Annotated in this window: 12 protein-coding genes, 1 tRNA gene and 2 riboswitches; of the genes, 5 read left to right on the forward strand and 8 right to left on the reverse strand. The window is 53.9% G+C overall.

From position 1 onward, the window contains the following. Window positions 1-352: 352 nt before the first annotated feature. Window positions 353-456, reverse strand: a riboswitch (SAM riboswitch). Between the two features lie 287 nt (window positions 457-743). Further along, a riboswitch (SAM riboswitch) is annotated at window positions 744-844 on the forward strand. A gap of 310 nt (window positions 845-1154) precedes the next feature. Beyond that, complete coding sequence (locus C8N40_RS11845) at window positions 1155-3758, forward strand: M14 metallopeptidase family protein (RefSeq protein WP_108211970.1); 2604 nt, start codon at window positions 1155-1157, stop codon at window positions 3756-3758. Between the two features lie 471 nt (window positions 3759-4229). Here C8N40_RS11845 and C8N40_RS11850 read toward each other — a convergent pair. Beyond that, window positions 4230-4303 (reverse strand) — tRNA-Ile (locus C8N40_RS11850). Window positions 4304-4395: 92 nt separating this feature from the next. Here C8N40_RS11850 and C8N40_RS11855 point away from each other — a divergent pair. Then, window positions 4396-5028, forward strand: coding sequence for an HAD family hydrolase (locus C8N40_RS11855; RefSeq protein WP_108211971.1), 633 nt, complete (start codon window positions 4396-4398; stop codon window positions 5026-5028). After that, window positions 5015-6301 (forward strand): site-2 protease family protein, encoded by a 1287-nt coding sequence (locus C8N40_RS11860; RefSeq protein WP_108211972.1) that lies wholly within the window; start codon window positions 5015-5017, stop codon window positions 6299-6301. The genes C8N40_RS11855 and C8N40_RS11860 overlap by 14 nt, the downstream gene beginning before the upstream one ends. Window positions 6302-6458: 157 nt before the next feature. On the opposite strand, the gene C8N40_RS11865 is transcribed toward C8N40_RS11860, so the two are convergent. From C8N40_RS11865 to dnaB, 5 genes are all read right to left on the reverse strand, one after another. Next, window positions 6459-6764, reverse strand: coding sequence for a rhodanese-like domain-containing protein (locus tag C8N40_RS11865; protein WP_108211973.1), 306 nt, complete (start codon window positions 6762-6764; stop codon window positions 6459-6461). A 3-nt stretch (window positions 6765-6767) separates the two neighbouring features. Next, the gene (locus C8N40_RS11870) at window positions 6768-8594 is read right to left on the reverse strand and encodes a T9SS type A sorting domain-containing protein (RefSeq protein WP_108211974.1); all 1827 of its coding nucleotides are present in this window, start codon (window positions 8592-8594) and stop codon (window positions 6768-6770) included. A 262-nt stretch (window positions 8595-8856) separates the two neighbouring features. Continuing rightward, a complete protein-coding gene (locus C8N40_RS11875; RefSeq protein ID WP_245905090.1) occupies window positions 8857-9600 on the reverse strand; it encodes a PASTA domain-containing protein in 744 nt (247 codons plus the stop codon). A gap of 116 nt (window positions 9601-9716) precedes the next feature. Continuing rightward, window positions 9717-12419 carry a D-alanine--D-alanine ligase family protein gene (locus C8N40_RS11880; RefSeq protein ID WP_108211976.1) on the reverse strand — a complete coding sequence of 901 codons (2703 nt, stop codon included), beginning with the start codon at window positions 12417-12419 and terminating at the stop codon, window positions 9717-9719. Window positions 12420-13455: 1036 nt separating this feature from the next. Beyond that, window positions 13456-15024, reverse strand: coding sequence for a replicative DNA helicase (gene dnaB / locus C8N40_RS11885; protein ID WP_108211977.1), 1569 nt, complete (start codon window positions 15022-15024; stop codon window positions 13456-13458). Between the two features lie 209 nt (window positions 15025-15233). Between dnaB and C8N40_RS11890 the strand changes: the two genes are divergently transcribed. Further along, entirely contained in the window at window positions 15234-16619 is a 1386-nt protein-coding gene (locus tag C8N40_RS11890; protein ID WP_108211978.1) for a UDP-N-acetylmuramate--L-alanine ligase, read from the forward strand. Window positions 16620-16625: 6 nt separating this feature from the next. Then, complete coding sequence (locus tag C8N40_RS11895) at window positions 16626-17432, forward strand: 3'-5' exonuclease (protein ID WP_108211979.1); 807 nt, start codon at window positions 16626-16628, stop codon at window positions 17430-17432. A 75-nt stretch (window positions 17433-17507) separates the two neighbouring features. Here the strand turns inward: C8N40_RS11895 and C8N40_RS11900 are convergent, their stop codons facing one another. Continuing rightward, the gene (locus tag C8N40_RS11900; protein WP_108211980.1) at window positions 17508-18128 is read right to left on the reverse strand and encodes a hypothetical protein; all 621 of its coding nucleotides are present in this window, start codon (window positions 18126-18128) and stop codon (window positions 17508-17510) included. Between the two features lie 13 nt (window positions 18129-18141). Next, the gene (locus C8N40_RS11905; protein ID WP_092099564.1) at window positions 18142-18936 is read right to left on the reverse strand and encodes a M48 family metallopeptidase; all 795 of its coding nucleotides are present in this window, start codon (window positions 18934-18936) and stop codon (window positions 18142-18144) included. Window positions 18937-19159 lie beyond the last annotated feature (223 nt).

Genomic DNA, 19159 nt, shown 5'->3' on the forward strand with positions numbered 1-19159 from the left:
GGGATTAGTGCAACTGCTGCGCTAGCGACAACAGCTGCACATGCGCATTCGCTGGTGAACCGGCGTGAAAGAGGAAGAAATGAACCTCCGGAAAGCATAGGCCAGCGCATAAAGGCACGGCGGTAACTGGGGTAGAGCATTGCCCATGATCAAAACAGGATTAAAAAAATGGGGTTGAAAAAATAATACAAAGAAGCTGCCGCACCGGCCAGGTGCTTTTAGCTGTAAACAGAGAAATGGTTGGAGCTTAACAACAACAGCTATAACAACACATCAGGGCAGCGGGCGCTGCTTCAAATGATAAGACGGTTGTCGAGAATGCTGGTTTAGTGTGCTGTGCGTTCATGCGTTCAATTTATATGTCCCAAAACTGGGCAGGAGTTAGCACCTTTTCAGTATGACTGCTGGTTGCTAGAGGTTCGCTGAGCCTGCTCTCTTCCCTCTTCTTTATAAATCTTGATAAAGATGCTGCAAATGTAAGGGCAGGATTTTTAGTGATGCAAGCTTTTTGTCAAAATTATTTTCGTTTTAAAATTAAATCAGACGGTGCAGACACATCCTGAAAGGCACCTTGCTTAAACACAAAACTACTTAAAAGCAGCTCCTCCCTCCTTTTTCGGGCGAATTACCTGTTTGTTTCCGGTTGTAAAGAACATCCGATTACTGCTATGAGATGTTATTGGTGAAACAGAACTCTAAAAAATATTTGCAATTCTGAATGTCGCGGGCATACCTTTGCAATGAATTTATACCGAAGAAGCGAGAGAGCAGGCTCCATGACCTTCTAGCAACCAGTTGATGAACCAGGTGCTACGTCCTGCCCAATTTTTGGGAACTATAAGTTTTACATCATGCAAACAGTCTACAGCTCCTTTCCGGGGCGCACCAGTTTCTTCACCGCATTTCTGAGCATTACCTCCTACACGCTTTCCTGCTGTTGTAGCAAGTAACCTTCTGGCTTTGGCAGTTGCCGGCCGACACGGCCCGCCCCCCTCTGGACTTTGGTCTTAAGGGATAGGGAATGTCTGGTTGCGTTTGCAGGCTTTCTGCCTGCTACCTCCCCGCTTACCTGCTCCAGAGCCAGCCTTTTAACTTGTTTATTCAGACAAGGCATCTGCGCCTGGTCTTTCTTTCATCCATACTTTAACATCGCCATGCATTCCAACACCCGGAGGCCTGCTTTAGGGCTTCTCTTCACCCTCCTCTTATGGGGATTTGCTGCGCTGCCATTGCTGGCGCAGAACAGCTACTACTTTCCCAAAACCAAAAACTTTGATCCGAAAATCCCTACGCCGGAGCAATTCCTGGGCTACGGCATTGGGGAGCGGCAAACACGCTATGACCGCGTGGTGGCTTACCTGCAGGAGCTAGACCGGGTGTCCGATAAGGTGCGCATCGAAACCATCGGGTATACGTACGAGCACCGCCCGCAGGTGATTGTCACCATCACTTCGCCGGAGAACCACGGCCAGTTGGAGCAGATCCGCCAGGAGCACCTGCAACTAACCAATCCGGCCAAGGCAGCGCCAGCCCTTACCAACATGCCGGTGCTGGTGCACCTGGCCTACAACGTGCACGGCAATGAGTCGTCCAGCACCGAAGTTTCCCTGCTCACAGCTTATTACCTAACGGCCAACCAGGATCCGGAAACCCAACGCTACCTGAAGGAATCAGTGGTTTTCATCGAACCGGCCCAGAATCCCGATGGCCGTGACCGCCACACCAACTGGGTGAGCATGCACCAGGGCAACCCGGCCGTAAGCGACCCCGCCGACCGGGAGCATAACGAAGTTTGGCCGGGCGGCCGTGGCAACCACTACTGGTTCGACCTGAACCGCGACTGGCTGCCGCTGGCGCACGTGGAAAGCCGCAACCGCATGGAGTTTTACCACAAGTGGCTGCCCAATGTGTTCATCGATTTTCACGAGATGGGCACCAACTCGACTTACTACTTTGAGCCGAGCAAACCCTACAGTTCGGAAAACCGCCTGATCCCGCGCAGCACCTACGACGGGCTGAACGTACTGATGGCCAGGTACCATGCCGAGGCGCTGGACGAGCTGGGTTCGCTATACTTTACCAAGGAGCAGTACGACAACATTTACCCAGGCTACGGCTCTACCTATCCGGATTTTCAGGGAGGGGTAGGCATTACGTTTGAGCAGGCCAGTTCCCGGGGCAACAAGCAGGAGAACTCCCTGGGCATGCTCACCTTTGCCTTCACCATCCGCAACCACCTGACCACTGGTTTGGCCACGGTAAAAGCAGCCGTCGAAAACCGTGAAACGCTGCTCAGGCACCAGCGCGAGTTCTACCAGTCAGCCCTAACTGACGGACGCAAGAACGGGGTGCGGGCATACGTCTACGGGGAGAACTACGACGCCACAAGGTTGCGTAAGTTTACCGAGCTTCTGCTGGCCCACCGCATCGAAGTGTACGAGTTGGAGAAATCACAACGTATAAACGGGCAGCAGTTCGAGAAAGGCAAGGCCTACGTGGTGCCAACCGAACAGCCCCAGTACCGCCTGGTGGAGTCGATCTTTGCCAAAACAAAAGAGTTTGACGACAGCGTATTCTACGACGCATCGACCTGGACGCTGGCACTGGCATATAACCTGCCACACGCCGGCCTGAAGACTAAGGGAGCTTTGGGCAAACGCGTTACCGAACTGCCCCCCCGGACGCCGGCCTTGCCGGAACAGAGCCACTATGCGTACCTGCTGGATTGGGCAGACTACAACGCGGCCGGTGCCTTGTACCTGCTGCAGGACAAAGGCGTGATCACGCAAACAATCTTCAAACCGTTCACAGCCTCCACGTCCTCCGGGCCTAAGGCCTACCAGCCTGGCACGGTTACCATACCGGTGGCTTCGCAACAGATCTCGTCCGATTCCTTGTATAAAGTGATAGCAGAAGTCGCGCAGCTAAAGCAGATCAGCTTTGAATCCGTGAAGACCGGCCTGAGCGTGAACGGCATTGACCTGGGCAGCAACAACATCCAGACGCTGCGCAAGCCGGAGGCGCTGCTGCTCACCGGTCAGGGTGTAACAGCCTATGAAGCCGGCGAAGTATGGTTCCTGCTCGACGAGCAACTCCACATGCCTATCTCCAAAGTGGATCTGGCTTCCTTTCCGCGCCTGAACCTGCGCCGCTACAACACCATCGTGCTGGTAAGCGGCGTGTACAACAGCCTCGACAAAGCGTCGGTGGAAAAACTCAAGCGCTGGGTAGCGGATGGGGGCACGCTGATCACCTTCAAGTCGGCTTCGGAGTGGGCCATCAAACAAGGGCTGGCACAGGGCAAGATCATACCTGCCCAAGACACGGCCAGCAAAGCTGCGCGCATCGATTTTGCCAATGCCCGCCCGACAGAGGGAGCCAAATCAGTAGGAGGCTCGATCTACGAAGTAGACCTGGATACCTCCCACCCGCTGGGTTTCGGCTTTACGGACCGCAGGCTTCCGGTTTACCGTAACAGCACCACCATCCTGGCGCCTGCCAAAAACCCGTACAGCACGGTGGCACAGTATACCAATGAGCCGTGGCTGAGCGGCTATGTGTCGAAGGCCAACCTGAACAAGATCAAAAATTCAGCGGCGCTGCTGGTCAGCGATCAGGGCCAGGGCCGCGTGATCCTGTTCTCGGACAACCCGAACTTCCGCGGCACCTGGTACGGCACCAACCGCCTGTTCTTTAATGCTATTTTCTTCGGATCGGTGATTAAAACACCCGGCACGGCAGTGGCAGCCGAACATTAGGAGTCTTGCAGCCCGGAGCGATCACACGATAAGCCATTTGTTGCGTTAACTTCTATACAGAGAGGGGGTGCCTGCACCATAGGTGCAGGCACCCTTCTTATTAATGTCCGTTAGCTGTCCCTGGAGCAACGGGAATAATTTATCCAGATAGCTTGCCGACAAAACAGTACTGATACTTTACTGAGGGGATCCTAGCTATACATTTCTGCAGTGAATACCGGGTGCAAATACACCTTTTATGGACAGTGTAGACGAAGTTATACTTAATTTTAACCCCCGTCACGCTGAAATGGTCACTTGGGAAACTCATTGTGCGGGCTTTGTGACACGAGTATAGTCTTGTTTTCTAATTGACCACTTCTGTTCCCGGAAAAGCCATTCATTTGGAGATAGGTTACCAGCACCGCCCCAGGAATGCATGAAAACAAAAAAGCACTTACAAGTTTTACCTTATAAGTGCTTGGTTTTCAGTGGGCCCAGCTGGAATCGAACCAGCCACCTACTGATTATGAGTCAGTTGCTCTAACCGAATGAGCTATAGGCCCGTTCCGCATCTATAGAATTGCTTCCTTTGATTTGGGAGTGCAATTTTACATATTTGCATTCAATATTTCAAATACTACCAACTATTTTTTTCGTGGACCTGACACAAATCAATAATATCATTTTCGACCTGGGTGGTGTCATCATCAACCTGGACTACAACAAAAGTATAGAGGAACTGCAGAAACTTTGTAAAGCCAATTGCAACATCGCCTACAGCCAAAAAGAGCAGTCGCACCTGTTCGATTTACTGGAAACCGGCAACTGCTCCAACGAGGAGTTCCGCAACGGCCTGCGCGAGGCGTATCACATAGACGCCACTGACGAGGAGATTGACGAAGCTTGGAACGCGATGCTGCTCGACATCCCGCAGGAGCGCATCGATTTGCTTCTGGAACTGGGTAAGAAGTACCGCATTTTCCTGCTGAGCAACACCAACGACATCCACCTGCAGCGCTTCAACCAGATTGTGGCACATAGCTTCACCATCCCGAGCCTGGACTCGCTGTTTGAGAAAACATACTACTCGCACCTGGTAGGCAAACGCAAGCCGGACGCCGCCATTTTTGAGCAAATCCTGGCCGAGAATAACCTGCAGAAGGCAGATACGCTGTTCATCGACGACAGCATCCAGCATATTGAGAGCGCCAACAAACTAGGCCTGCACACGCTGCACCTGCAGCCACCGCTTACCATCAACGCGTTCTTTGCCGATGTGGCAGTCTAACCGGCGGCAATACGGGCTACACCTGCTGCTGTTTTGCCTCACGCTGGTAACTACCACCATTGCGGGGGCAGAGTGGCGGTATGGCAAACTGTTCTTTCTGGGGCCTCAGGGGTTCAGCTGGACGGGCACGCTTTCGTGGGCGGAGTTTTTGGGCGGTTTATACTTTTCGCTGCCCTTCCTGGGGGTGCTGACAGTGCATGAGTTCGGGCATTATTTTATGGCCCGCTACTACCGCATCGCTGTTACGTTGCCATACTACATTCCGCTCTGGTTTGGCATTACCTCCTCCATCGGCACCATGGGCGCTTTTATCCGGATAAAGGAGCGCATTTTCTCGCGGCGTCAGTTTTTCGATGTGGGCATTGCGGGTCCGCTGGCAGGTTTTGTGGTGGCCATCCCTTTGCTGATTTACGGTTTCACGCACCTGCCGGAGCCGGAGTATATTTTCAGCATCCACCCGCAGTATGAGCAGTTTGGGCTGGATTACGCCCAGCATGTGTACCAGCAAGGCTTTGGCAATTTCTCCCTGGGCAAAAACCTGCTGTTTATACTTTTCGAGGAGTATGTGGCTGACCCGGCGCGGATGCCGAACCAGTACGAGATTATACATTACCCTTTCCTGTTTGCCGGTTACCTGGCGCTGTTCTTTACGGCGCTTAACCTGCTCCCGATTGGCCAGTTGGATGGCGGCCACGTGCTCTACGGCCTTATCGGGTACCGTCGCTTTAACCAGATATCCCTTATCTTTTTTGCGCTGTTTATACTTTACGCAGGCCTGGGAGTGATATCGCCTCACACAGAGCCCCTGTGGGACGAAGAATTGCTGGTGGTGTTTGCGCCGTTTGCCTACTGGGCTTTTACCAAGCTGCTGGGCAACCGCAACTATGGCCTGGGTGCCACCCTCGCCATGCTGCTGCTGCAGTACAGCCTTTCGGATTTCTTCCCGGAGCTGGAGTCCTACTTCTGGATATGGCCCTTTTACCTGCTGTACCTGGTCTTTGTGATGCAGCCTGCCACGCCCCGCCTGAAGTATAGCTTGTACCTGGCCGGCGTGATACTGGTGGCACAGGTGCTCATCTCATTTTTATTTCCCGAGGCGGACGGGTACAGCGGCTGGCTGGTATTTGGCCTTTTGCTTTCCCGCGTGATGGGCATTTTCCACCCCTCCTGCCCCGACGAGCGGCCGCTCACGCCCCTTCGGAAGGCACTGGGTATACTTGCTTTCATCATCTTCCTGCTCTGCTTCACCCCTACGCCGTTTATCATAGACTAAGGAAGAAAGGTTGGGAGAACCTGCTTTTATACTTCTGACTGGTCTTACAGCACTACATAAACCGCCAATGAAGTATAGTAGCTATACTTTTGCCTAAAATAAAAAAGGGAGCAGCTGTGATGGCTGCTCCCTTTATACTTTGTTTTATAGGTTATACTTAGCCGTTGTAGGCCAAAATCCCTCCCACCAGGTTGCGCACGTTGCTGAAGCCCTGCTGCTGCAGGAACGCTCTGGCAGAGGCGGAACGGGCACCGGAGCGGCATTGCACAATCACTTCCTCCCCCTTCAGGTCCTCCAGCTCATCCAGGCGCTGTGGCAGCGTACCCAACGGAATGTTCTGTGCTCCGGGTATATTCGTTTCCTGGTACTCCCAATCTTCGCGTACATCTATAATAACGGGAGTTTCGCCTTTGGCCAGGCGCTCCTTCAATTCTTCAACGGTAATATCTGCTGATGCAATCATGGTTTAATGTGTTAGTATGATTTTTCTCGTGATAATAGCTTTTCTATTCTGAATACGCAAAGTATAAACCCCTGGTGGCAACTGCCCTAAGGCAAGCGGCTCCTGCCTGTTTTTATACGTTTGCTGATGCACCTGCCGTCCCAGCATGTCGAATACCTGCACCTGCTCATAAGGCTCGCTCAGGTATACCTCGCCCCGGCTTGGGTTCGGAAACACGCGCATCACGGCGTTATAGCGGTCCTCCTCCAGCCCCAGCGGCACTTCTCCCACCATCACAGGGCGCATCATAATAGCTCCTTTAAAGGTTGTTTCCTCGGCCCATCCACCGGAAGCGGTATAGGTAAACCGGCGGCCTGCGGCATCCTCATTCCTGTCGAAACCGATGTTGATGTAGCGGCTGCCAGGCTGCGTCCAGCCGATGTAGAAGCTCCCTTGCACCCGTACCGGCTGCGTCAGCTCCACTTCGTAAAACCCGTTCAGGGAGTCGGAGTACTGCACCTGGAAGCTTTGCTGGTAAACCGACTCGCCAGGCAGCCCGTTGTCATCGCTCCAAATCCGGAAGGTGATTGCAGTGCCGGAGATGTCCTGCCCCACCCGCGGAAAGTATACCCGGAAGGCCCGCACCTGATCTGCCTGGTTCACGTCGAAGCGCTGGGCCACCTGTGTGTTGGCGGTGCCCAGAAAACTGAACCCGGCCTCTGCCGTGCCGTCGTCATAGGCGTAGTAATCGGCGAAGGTGGTGCTACGCTCGGTGATGTCGTTGGCGCGCTGCTGTGGGTTTTGCTCTTTCGTGTCAAGCCAGATGCCGTGGACCAGCGTGAAGCTGTCGGTTTGCGGCAGCGCCATGTTCTCCAGCCGCGGCGTGCCGTTCACCCGGTATTGCCGGGCCAGGCCCGGCACCAGTGCCTGTTCCCGTAAAAAAGTATCGGCAGCGGTGGCATTTATACTTTTGATGTAGCCCCGCCAGCTGATAGCCCCCGGAAAGTCGCCGAGGTTGTTAAGCGTTGCCCGTACCGTGTCGGCCAGTTCTCCCTCAGGGTTTGCAAGGAATTGGCGGGCGGGCATGGCGGTATAGTTTTTCAGCAGCCTGCTTATACTTTTGCTGATGGCGATGTCGCGGGTGGTGTTCTGGCCTTTGCGCCGGTTTCGGTCCAACTCCACGTAATCCAGGTTCCAGACATCGGCCAGGCCGTTGCGCAGCCCCATGTTGCGGAACCGGAACCTAAAGCCACTGTGAAAAAAGCGTGCCTCCCGCAGCCCTACAAACACCTGGGCAAAATCGGTCACCTCCCCCACCGCCGGCTGGCGCCATACTTCCTGCCATACTTCCGTGTTATCCAGAAACTCCAGTACCAGGTAGCGCTGGTTGTCCTCGGTGCGGTCCGGCACATCGCCCAAGCCGCCCGACTGCCAGTAAAAGCTCAGGTACACCGAGTCGGCTGGTGTGAGGTTGCCTAAAAGAATAGGCGCAGAAGCCAGAGTATCGGAAGGACCCGCCGCCAGGGAGTTAGGGGCATAGGCTCGTCCACGGGTATCTAGCCCATCCAAGGAAGCTACGTTTTTAGTGATGGGGCGCAGCGCGTAGCGGTTGTTGATGAAAACGCCGCCGCTGCTCCACAGCGACATATCCAGGCTATCGTAGCGGGCAAAATCGTCGAAAAAGGGTAAGCTTTGCTCTGCTGCCCGTCGCAACTGCTGTTGCGCTGGTGCAGGTTTATACTTCTGCGTCGGGCGTACTTCCTGCTGCAAAGGCTGCAGCACTACCTGCGCAGAGGCGCCTGTAGCGGCCATTCCGAAGGAAAGAAGTATAAGTGCCAGCTGTTTTTTCATCCGAGGTATAAATTTAAAGCAAAAGGTAGCATTTCCGCTACTTCCATGCAAACCTAAAGGTTGCCCGCAAGCTAGAACGACAGTGGCTGGGGTGAAATTTCAGGCATCTTGGACCGGTATTTATACTTTCGAAATGCCGCTAATTCCATCAGCAGGGGCCGGGGAAAGGAACACACACACACTGCAGGGACGGCAACAAAAAACGCCTGCCATGGCTGGCAAGCGTTCCTATTTATACTTTGATTTTATACTTTGCCCGGGCTTAATCTATTCCCTGCACCGGCTCCTGGCCAGCTACCCACAGGTCCACCAGCTCCCCTACGCGGATTCTGGCGCCCACCTCGGCGTACGGACGCTGCTTCACCACTGTGCCGTCCGGCTCACCTGAGCCCTGCACGTAGAAAATGTTGCCAATCTGCAGCCCCTGCCCTACTAAGAGCACAGAGGCTTCATCCACCGGCATACCTACTACCTTTGGCATCTCAAACTCTGTCTCGCCCAGGCCATCGCCCACATGCAGGTCCACCACAGAACCTTTCGGGATCATCTCCCCGGGCTTCACCTCCTTGCCATCCACAAACTGCTTTAGCACGGCATTCTGCTGCAGGTCCGGCACAAACGTAATCTTGCCCTTGCGCAAATCGTAGCTTTTCAGGATGAGCTCGGCGTTCTTCACAGAGCCGTCAATGAGCTTCGGCATCTTGATCATCGGCGGGTTTTTCATGTTCACCGAGATGTAGATCTTGCGGTTTTCCTTCACCTTCTGCCCCGGCGCCGGGTCCTGCGTCAGCACCTCGAAAGGCTTCTGGTCCGGCCGGTACGTGGAGTCGTTGATGAAGTAGCGCAGACTCTGCTCCTCCAGCACCGCCTCCGCATCGGCCAGCTGCAAACCGGTTATCTTAGGCACCGAAATGCTCTCGCCATGGTTGGTGGTAGAGGGCAGGTAAAAGTAAAAGAAACCTAAAATCAGGGCCGCCACAATAACGCCCATAATAAGTAGATGCATTATAACACCCAGAAATGACTTCGCTTTAAACATGCGTATGTTGGTTGTTGGTTGTTAGTTATTGGTTATTGGAATTTCTTAACGCTCTAACTCCCAAACTCTTTAACTCTCTAATTCTAAATTTCCGCTTTCATTTTGGTGCGCTCCATGCCGTACTGCAGGATGCGGTCGATGAAGTCGTAAGGCTTGTAACCGTTGATGGCGGTCTGGTGGAAGATGCAGGTGGCCGGCGTCATGCCCGGCAGGGAGTTCACCTCGATGATGATTGTCTCCACCTCGTCGTTTTCCAGCACGCGCACGAAAGCGTCGATACGGGCATAACCTTCAATGTTCAGAATCTGTGCCACGCGCCTGAGGTCTTCCTTCACTTTATCGGAAATCTTCTGGCGGCGCTCCGGGTCGGCAGCGTAGCGGGCGGGCGTGATGTTCTGCCCTTCTCCGGCCAAAAACTTCTCCTCCAGCGAGAGCACCTCTCCTTCTGCCAGCGCCTCAGACGCCTCAAATACCTCGTAGCCAACGGTACCGTCCGGGTTATACTTGGTCAGCAAACCGCCGGTGATCTCCAGGAAGTGCTTGGCGCCGTTACGGCTGATGAGCGTTTCCACCAGGAAGCCCACCTTGTTCGGGAACTCCTCTTTAAAGCCCAGCGACAGTGTGCGGGCACACTCGGTATCCAGCTCCTCCATCTCCCGGAAAATCAGCGTCGTGAACGCCTCCAGCTCCTGCCGGTTCTTGATCTTTTTCACGGCAGAGCTACAGCCATCGTCGGCCGGCTTGGCGATAATCGGATACGGAAACTGCGCCTCTATACTTTGGTAAAAAGCCTCCTTGTCCTGCAGCCAGTCCTCTTTCCAGGCCATGGCGTGCTTGGCTACCGGCACCCCGTGCCTGCCCAGGATCTCGTTCGTTTCATACTTGTTGATGGTGATCTGCGAAGAGCGAATTCCGGATCCGTTGTACGGGATGTACAGCTTCTCCAGCTCCTGCTGCAGCGCCCCATCCTCACCCGGACGACCGTGCAGGGCGATGAACACCACATCCACCAGGTTCTTGAGCTGCTCGTACGTGATGCTCTGCGGCTCCTGCAGGCTGCGGCCTGTATACTTTTTCGTTATACTGGAGGCTTCCTCAATGATCTGGGCCAGCACCGGATGCGGCTTTCCGCCCTGCTCAAAGTATAACACCTTCTCCTTGATGTCGTCGGCGTTGTCCTTGAGCATGATGTTGATCGGAATCGAGTACAGGCGGTGTGCCTCGTTGCTTCCGGTCAGGAAGATGGGCAGTGGCTCATACTTTACAGAAGACGACAGCTTCTCGTAAATATTGCGTCCGCTCTCCACAGAAATGTGGCGCTCCGACGAGTAACCGCCCATGATCACGCCCACGCGGATTTTCTCCTGGCGGTGCGCCTGCTCGTCTTTTATACTTTTATCCAGCTGCTGTAAGAGACGCGATAGCCTTACCGTGTCCTTGCCGGTTTTCAGGCGCTCAGCAAGCGAGGTGCGGATAATATAGGTCAGGAACTGCGACGGGTTCAGGCCTATTTCCGCTGCCTGGTGGAAGAAGAACGACGAAGGCAGCATGCCCGAGGTGGTGTTCGGGTCATTCAGGAAGATATTGCCCTCTTCGGTAATAAAGCCATCCAGGCGGGCATACACGTTAAAGCCGAAGTCTTTAAAAAGTTTGCTTGTCGCCTTGCGTATACTTTGGATCTGCTCAGTTGGCAGGTTTATCGGCGTAATCTTGCGGCTCAGGCCTGGCAGGTACTTGGAACGGTAGTCGAACACCTCACTGCCCTTCACAATTTCGGTTGGCGGCAAGGCAATCGGTTCGCCCTGTTCGTCCTGCACCACAATGCAGGAGAATTCCCTGCCCTGGATAAAGGCCTCTACCAGAATCTGCTGCTCGTGCTCCACGTTCGTCAGCGTGATGCTGTCGGTGGCAGTAGTATTAAACGTATGGTTGATGTGGTTGAAAAGCTCCTCGGGGTGGTAGATAATCTGGCCATCCTCCAGCACCACCGGCATGCCGATGCCCTCGCGGATATCCACCAGTTGCTTCATGCTCATCAGCTGCTTCTCTTCGCCCATGGCCAGCCACTGGCTCTTGTAAATGGTCTTGGTAAAGAAGCTACGCTCTACACTGGCCTCAAAGGCATCAAAATTATCTTCTTTGATGATGGATACCCCGATGGAAGAGCCCTGATGCGGCGCCTTCAGCACCAGCGGCAGGTGCAGCGCCGTTTTTACCTCCTCAAAAATCTGGCGGCGGTTCTGCTTATCGCTCCAGTCAGCATACTTGATAATCCTGTAATCCGGGGTCGGGAAGCCGTGCTGCTTGAGCATTTCCTTCTGCGCTATCTTGTCAATCCCGATTGCCGACGGAAGTATACCAGAGCCCGAATACGGGATGTGGTACCACTCCAGTAAGCCCTGGATGCTGCCGTCCTCGCCGTAAGGGCCGTGCAGTGTCAGAAACGCGAAGTCGAAATGGTTCTTGAACTCATTCGGCTGCAAACGCTTGCCTGCTTTAGCTATAATGCGGTCCTGCTCTTCTATGCTCAGCTCGCCCAGCGACTCCAGGTAAATCTGCAAGCCGTGCTCGCTTTCCGGCAGAGCCTCCACTGGCGGGTAGAAGTCGCGGATAGTGCCTTTGTAGATAAACTGCCAGTCGAGCAGAATGAAGTTGCCCAGGCTGTCTACAAACACCGGAACGGCCTCAAACAGAGACTTGTCTAAATTGTCGTACACTGTACGGCCACCCGCAAACGAAATTTCACGCTCGCGCGACGGACCACCGAAGATTATACCTACTTTCATTCTTGCAAAGGTAACAAATGAGGGGCTTAAGTTAAGTAGAATTTAGGATGTTAAAAAAATGCCTTGGTTTATACTTTTAACAACTGCACAAACGCCATTCCAAAAGGGCTTCTGCAGCGGGTGATTTATACTTTGGGGAAGCAAGAGGGGGATGTTTAATGGAGGTGTGATTTGATGCAGCCGGGTTATGCTGTGCCGGGTCCAACCACCCCCTAACCCCTCAGAGCTGCGCTCGCTACCTTCGAACTCCCGTTCTCGGTAGTCTAAGGCGGGGAGTCTGTGATTACTTTGGCTAAAGTATAAGTTCTATAGCTACAGTTCTCGCACGGACAGGTCGCGACCTGTCCCTACAAGTATATACCCACCCCAGCCCCTCCGCGGAGGGGAATTATCGGTTAACGATTAACACCCCTATGGTCCCTTCAAGGGGACAGTTTGTACTTACTACTCACTATGTCATCTCGAACGTAGTGAGAGAGCTATCTGGAATCCTAAAGAGATCTCTCTCGAAGGTCGAGATGACAGTAATAGCAGTAGCTATCGACCTGCTTCCCAGTCCTTGGGTTGAGCGCCTTGTAGATTTCTGGTGACGAACGAAGTGAGGCAGCCCGAGGCACGAGGGCAGGAAATGTACACCGCGCGATGCCCGAGGACGAGGCCTCCCGGCCTTGAGGGAGCCAAAGCCAGAGTTGCAACGTTAGGTTTGTGCGAACTAGAGGATGAACGGAAGCTAGTAAGGATAGCTTGGTTCAAATGGAAGGAAGCAACGGCTAAGGGAAGTATAAACTCAAGTATAAAAGTATGGCCAAAGTATAAATTAGCAGTAAAGAATTATAGCCGAATTATGAAGTATAGCCAAAGTATAAAGTATGGCTTGAAAGACACGAGCCTGAATAATTGCGCCATTTCAGGAAATAACCAACCTAAAAACAGAAAAGCCACTGGCTTTCGGCGCAGCGGCTAATCTACCTTTGGCTATACTTTTTATACTTCTGCTCGTTGCCTACACATACATTACAGAAGTATACTTATCTGCTTAAAACGGTGGTTCCTCGTCAAAGTTGGAGGCCGGGAAGCCACCGCCACCCTCGTTCATACGACTGCCTAAACGGATAGCGCCTGGCGTCTCGGTATCGAAGGTGCTGTTAGGCAGAGCGTTGAAACCGCCCATGCTGTCGCCCCCGAAATCGCTGTCGAGGTTGGTAAACTTAGTATACTTTCCGATAAATTTCAACTGCACGTTCTCCAAAGAACCGTTACGGTGCTTGGCGATGATAACTTCTCCCACGCCGGCTGTCGGGTTGCCCATCTCGTCCTCGGTGATGCCATAGTACTCGGGACGGTACAGGAAGCACACCATGTCGGCGTCCTGCTCAATCGAACCGGATTCACGAAGGTCGGACAGCTGCGGGCGCTTGTCGCCACCACGGGTTTCCACGGCACGGCTCAGCTGCGAGAGTGCAATCACGGGCACGTTGAGTTCCTTGGCCAGCATTTTCAGGGCACGCGAAATCGAGGCAATCTCCTGCTCACGGTTACCACCACCCTTGCCGTCTGCGTTGCCGCTCATCAGCTGCAGGTAGTCAATGATGATCATCTGGATGTCGTACTGTGCCTTGAGGCGGCGGCACTTGGTGCGCAGCTCCCGGATCGAAAGGCCCGGCGTATCGTCAATGTAAATTGGCGCCTCGGTAAGCTTGGCAATTTTATGGTTAAGCTGTGCCCACTCATATTCCTCCAGGCTGCCCTTCTTGATCTTCTCTGACTCCAGCTCCGCCTCCGACGAGATTAAACGATTCACCAGCTGCAGCGAGGACATCTCCAGGGAGAAGATCGCTACGCCCTTGCCAAAGTCCACGGCAGCGTTTCGCATCACTGAAAGCACGAAGGCCGTTTTACCCATCGCCGGACGGGCCGCGAGTATAACCAGGTCAGATTTCTGCCAGCCAGACGTTACGCGGTCCAGCGCCGTAAGCCCAGTTGGCACACCGGTCAGGCCGTCCGACTGCTTCCGCTTCTCCTCCAGTTCCTTGATGGCCTGGTGCATGAGCGAGCGCATGTCGTCGAAGTTCTTGCGGATGTTCGATTCCGATACTTCGTAGAGCTTGGCCTCGGTCTTGTCGAGCAGCTCAAATACGTCTGTGGTGTCCTCATAGGCACTGGTGAGCACCTCGGAGGAAATCGAAATCAGATCGCGCTTAATCGAGTTCTCGGTAATGATACGGGCGTGGTACTCGATGTTGGCCGCCGAGTTCACGCGGGTGGTTAGCTGCGCGATGTAGTAGGCGCCGCCGGCCAGTTCCAGCTCGCCGTGCTCCCGCAGTTCCTGCGTCACCGTCAGAATATCGATCGGCTCCGACTTATCGAAAAGAGAAAGGATGGCCTTGAAAATCCGCTGGTGCGACTCCTTGTAAAAACTTTGCGGTCGCAAAATGTCGATAACCGTAGTCAGGGCGTCTTTCTCCAGCATCAGAGCGCCTAACACGGCCTCTTCCAAGTCAAGGGCCTGCGGCGGCTTCTTGCCCAGCTCCGACACAAGCGGGGCTTTTTTCTGCCATCCGTTGCGGTTGCCCGCAGGCCGCACATTCATTTTCATCTCCTCCATAAGCACAAAGATATATCCTTATATAAGCTGCACCTGAAAAATGTTGTTAAAAGTTGCCCACCCGGCTTTCAACAATGCCAAAAGCGTATGTACACAGCTTATCCACATGAATATACACATATCCACAAAGTATCCACATATTAACGTATAGCTATTTTATTTCTAAGGAGTACTTCTAACTTTGTCTGATTGAGTAAACTTTGTTGCACATGGAGAAGAAGGATTTTCAGCACATACACCTTATCGCCGTTGGCGGTAGCATTATGCATAACCTGGCCCTGGCCCTGCACGATAAGGGCCTGAAGGTGACGGGTTCGGACGACGAAATCTATGAACCGGCCAAAAGCCGGCTGGCCGCTGCAGGCCTGCTGCCGGAGCAGGAAGGCTGGTTTCCAGAGAAACTGGACGCCCGACCCGATGCCGTGATACTGGGCATGCACGCCCGGGCCGATAACCCCGAGCTGAAGCGGGCGCAGGAACTGAACCTTCCCATCTACTCCTTCCCGGAATTTATCTACGAGCAGAGCCGCGACAAGCAGCGCGTGGTGATTGGCGGCAGCCACGGAAAAACCACCACCACTTCCATGATCATGCACGTGCTGCAGCACATCGGGCGCAAGTTCGATTATGCTGTGGGCGCGCAACTGGAGGGCTTCGACCGCATGGTAAAACTCTCCGACGACGCCCCGGTGATTATCATCGAGGGGGATGAGTACCTATCGGACCCTGTTAAGCGGGTGCCGAAGTTCCACCTCTACCACCACCACATCGCTGTCATCACAGGCATCAGCTGGGACCACATCAACGTGTTCCCCGACCCAGATCTTTACCGCGACCAGTTCCGCATCTTTGCCGAAATGACACCGAAAGCCGGCACGCTGATCTACAACCAGGACGACGAGCAGGTGCAGCTGGTGAGCGTACCACGCAACCCGGCCGACATCTCCTACATTGGCTACGGCGTGCACGAGCATAGCATCCGCAACGGCAAAACCATCCTGCATACCAAGAAAGAGGGCGACGTGGAAGTGCAGCTCTTCGGCGAGCACAACCTGCGCAACCTGAACGCTGCCAAGGAGGTGTGCAAGAAGATTGGGGTGAAGGCACAAGATTTCTATGCCGCTATGAGAACCTTTAAAGGAGCCGCCAAGCGCCTGCAGAAACTGGGGGAAACCCCAACTTCCAATATCTACCGCGACTTTGCCCATGCTCCTTCTAAGGTGAAGGCCAGCACGGAGGCGGTGAAAAAGCAGTTCCCGGAGCGCAAGCTGGTGGCGGTGCTGGAGCTCCATACCTTCAGCAGCCTGAACAAGAAATTTATCCCGCAGTATGCCGGTGCGCTGAACCTGGCCGACGAGCCGATCGTGTACTTCAGCCCGAAAACCATTGAGCACAAGCGCATGGAAATGCTCACCGAGCAGGAGTTGAAAGAGGCCTTCCAGAACCCGAACCTGAAAGTATACACCGACTCCCAGGCACTGGAGCAGCACCTGCTGGCGCAAAACTGGCAGAACGCTAACCTGCTGCTCATGAGCTCGGGCACCTATAACAACATCAACCTGGAGGCGCTGACACAGGCGGTTCTGAAAGCTTAGCAACGTATGAAACTACACCTGAAGCGCCCGATCGTTTTCTTTGACCTGGAAACCACCGGCACCGACATCGGCAAAGACCGCATCGTGGAACTGAGTGTTCTGAAAGTGACCCCCAACGGCGAGGAATTCCTCAAGACACGTCGCATCAACCCCACCATCCCGATTCCGCTGGAGTCGAGCCTGATCCACAAGATCTACGACGAGGATGTGGCCGACTGTCCTACGTTCAAGCAAATTGCCCGCGATCTGGACAAGTTTCTGGAGGGCTGCGACCTGGGCGGCTACAACATCCTGCGCTTCGATATTCCGCTGCTGGCTGAGGAGTTTCTGCGCTGCGACATCGATTTCGACATCGAGAACCGCAACATCGTGGACGCCTGCCGCATCTTCCACCAGATGGAGCAACGTACCCTGTCAGCAGCTTATAAGTTCTACTGCAACAAGTCGCTTGACAACGCCCACAGCGCCGAGGCCGACACGGTAGCTACCTACGAGATTTTAAAGGCACAGCTGGAGCGCTACGAGAACGAGCCGTACGAGACAGCAGAGGGCGCAACAGAGTACCCGGTGCAGAACGACATGGCCGCGCTGCACAAGTTCACCTTCCAGAAAACCGCTGACCTCTCGGGCCGCATTGTGTACAACAACGCCGGGCAGGAGGTCTTCAACTTTGGCAAGTATAAGAATGTGCCGGTGGAGGAAGTGCTGCAAAAGGAGCCCAGCTACTACGACTGGATGATGAAGAGCGAGTTTCCGCTTTATACCAAGAAGATTCTCACGCGCATCCGGTTGCGCGGCATGCAGGTAAATTAACAAGTATAAAAACCGAGCAAGTATAAAAAAGAGGCGGCCGCTATACTTTAGCGGCCGCCTTTGTTTTTATACGTGTTAGTTCCGTCTCTTCTTGTCCTCCTGCTCGCGGTTAGAGCGAAGCCTTGGGTTATCTTTCAGCAGGGTATTCCCCTCCGAGTAGCGGTGCTCACAGTTGTTGCCGGGTGCCCGCGAGGAGCACTCGCAACCGGTAATCTGATTGCCCGAGAAGGTGAAGTAGCAAAACCCGCATCCGATAGAGGACCTGCAGATATGCCGGGAGCCCTTGCTGCTTAAGTATAAACTGTTATCGGCGGCAAGGTCCAGCTGCAGGGCCATACTTCTGTAAGCACCGTTCTGCATACCCAGGCCCACCAGGTAATAAGCGGGCTCGTCGTCCTTGGTCTCCTGCACCTTCCGGATCATCACCCTGTCCACGACCGTTCCATCGCCAAACTCTTTGATGAAGGGCTGCATGAGCTGCTCAGAGGGAACAATGTAATCCACCGTATCAAAAACCACCTGCGCCAAAAGCACCCCATCATACGGAATTTCCGCCTCTACCTCCGCTTCGCCCTCCGGGTTCTCCTCCTGAATAAACTCACGGGTGGAGCAGGCCTGGGAGGCCAGCAGCAGAAATAACAGCAGGTATAATAACCCGCCTTTGTTTAGGGTGAGATTTCTTTTGGCTGTGGTCATGAAGTAAGGTTTGTTAGCGCTTGTAGTACTGGAGCGCCTCCGGCATGTACTTTTTCAGGTCTGCCTGTCTGGTTCCGGCGCTCGGGTGTGTAGACAGGAACTCCGGCGGGGCTTGTCCGCCGCTTGCAGCTTCCATCCTTTGCCAGAAAGATACAGCTTCTTCTGGATTATATCCAGCCATCGCCATAAAAATTAAGCCCAGCCGGTCGGCCTCGGATTCCTGCGTACGACCATACTTGAGCAGCCCCAGTTGCGAGCCCACGCCGTAAAGCGAGAGCACCAGGTTCTGCGCTACACCTGGCTGCGAGCCTGCCAGGGCAGAAAGCGTCTGGCCACCGAATTGCTGGGCCAGTTGCTGGCTCATGCGCTCGTTGCCGTGCTTAGCAATGGCGTGGGCAATCTCATGGCCCATCACCACGGCTAGGCCGGTCTCGTTCTTGGCTACCGGAAGTATACCAGTGTAAACGGCAGTCTTTCCGCCAGGCATCGCCCAGGCGTTTATCTGGTCATCCTCAATCAGGTTAAACTCCCACTCAAAGCCAGCCAGCTCATTCTGCAGGCCATTGGCCGCCATGTACTGTTCCACAGCCCGCTGCACGCGCTGCCCCACGCGCTTGACCATGGCAGTTGCCTGGGCGTCGCGCGAGAGCTTACTTTCACTAATCACCTGTTTGTAGGCAGCATAGCTCTGCTGCTGCATGGCCGCATCCGACACCAGGCTGAACTGCCGGCGACCCGTGATTGGCACCGTGGTACATGCGACCAGCATGGTCACTGCCATTGTAAATGCAATAATTTTCTTATACATCGTCTTTAATGATTTAGTGGCTTTCAGAAACCGGTGTCAAATTTTGAACCAAATTTCCGGAAATTCCACGCAATTATATGAACTTATTAGCATAAACCTATACTTAAAACACCGCTACAAGCGTTCTAAGCCTGCATAGTCAGGGTTTTAGAGCTCAGTTTACAGACGGTTATACGGCTGCGCTGCGCTCAAAAGTTGTACCACTGCAAGCTTCTGTGGTTTA

The sequence above is a fragment of the Pontibacter mucosus genome, assembly GCF_003054055.1.
GTDB classification, from domain to species: Bacteria; Bacteroidota; Bacteroidia; order Cytophagales; family Hymenobacteraceae; genus Pontibacter; species Pontibacter mucosus.

Excerpts from the sequence above, each read along its gene's own strand:
- C8N40_RS11845 (WP_108211970.1), top strand. The coding sequence starts at position 1,155 with ATGCATTCCAACACCCGGAGGCCTGCTTTAGGGCTTCTCTTCACCCTC.
- C8N40_RS11860 (WP_108211972.1), top strand. The coding sequence starts at position 5,015 with ATGTGGCAGTCTAACCGGCGGCAATACGGGCTACACCTGCTGCTGTTT.
- C8N40_RS11865 (WP_108211973.1), bottom strand. The coding sequence starts at position 6,764 with ATGATTGCATCAGCAGATATTACCGTTGAAGAATTGAAGGAGCGCCTG.
- C8N40_RS11870 (WP_108211974.1), bottom strand. The coding sequence starts at position 8,594 with ATGAAAAAACAGCTGGCACTTATACTTCTTTCCTTCGGAATGGCCGCT.
- C8N40_RS11875 (WP_245905090.1), bottom strand. The coding sequence starts at position 9,600 with ATGCATCTACTTATTATGGGCGTTATTGTGGCGGCCCTGATTTTAGGT.
- C8N40_RS11880 (WP_108211976.1), bottom strand. The coding sequence starts at position 12,419 with ATGAAAGTAGGTATAATCTTCGGTGGTCCGTCGCGCGAGCGTGAAATT.
- dnaB (WP_108211977.1), bottom strand. The coding sequence starts at position 15,024 with ATGGAGGAGATGAAAATGAATGTGCGGCCTGCGGGCAACCGCAACGGA.
- C8N40_RS11890 (WP_108211978.1), top strand. The coding sequence starts at position 15,234 with ATGGAGAAGAAGGATTTTCAGCACATACACCTTATCGCCGTTGGCGGT.
- C8N40_RS11895 (WP_108211979.1), top strand. The coding sequence starts at position 16,626 with ATGAAACTACACCTGAAGCGCCCGATCGTTTTCTTTGACCTGGAAACC.
- C8N40_RS11900 (WP_108211980.1), bottom strand. The coding sequence starts at position 18,128 with ATGACCACAGCCAAAAGAAATCTCACCCTAAACAAAGGCGGGTTATTA.
- C8N40_RS11905 (WP_092099564.1), bottom strand. The coding sequence starts at position 18,936 with ATGTATAAGAAAATTATTGCATTTACAATGGCAGTGACCATGCTGGTC.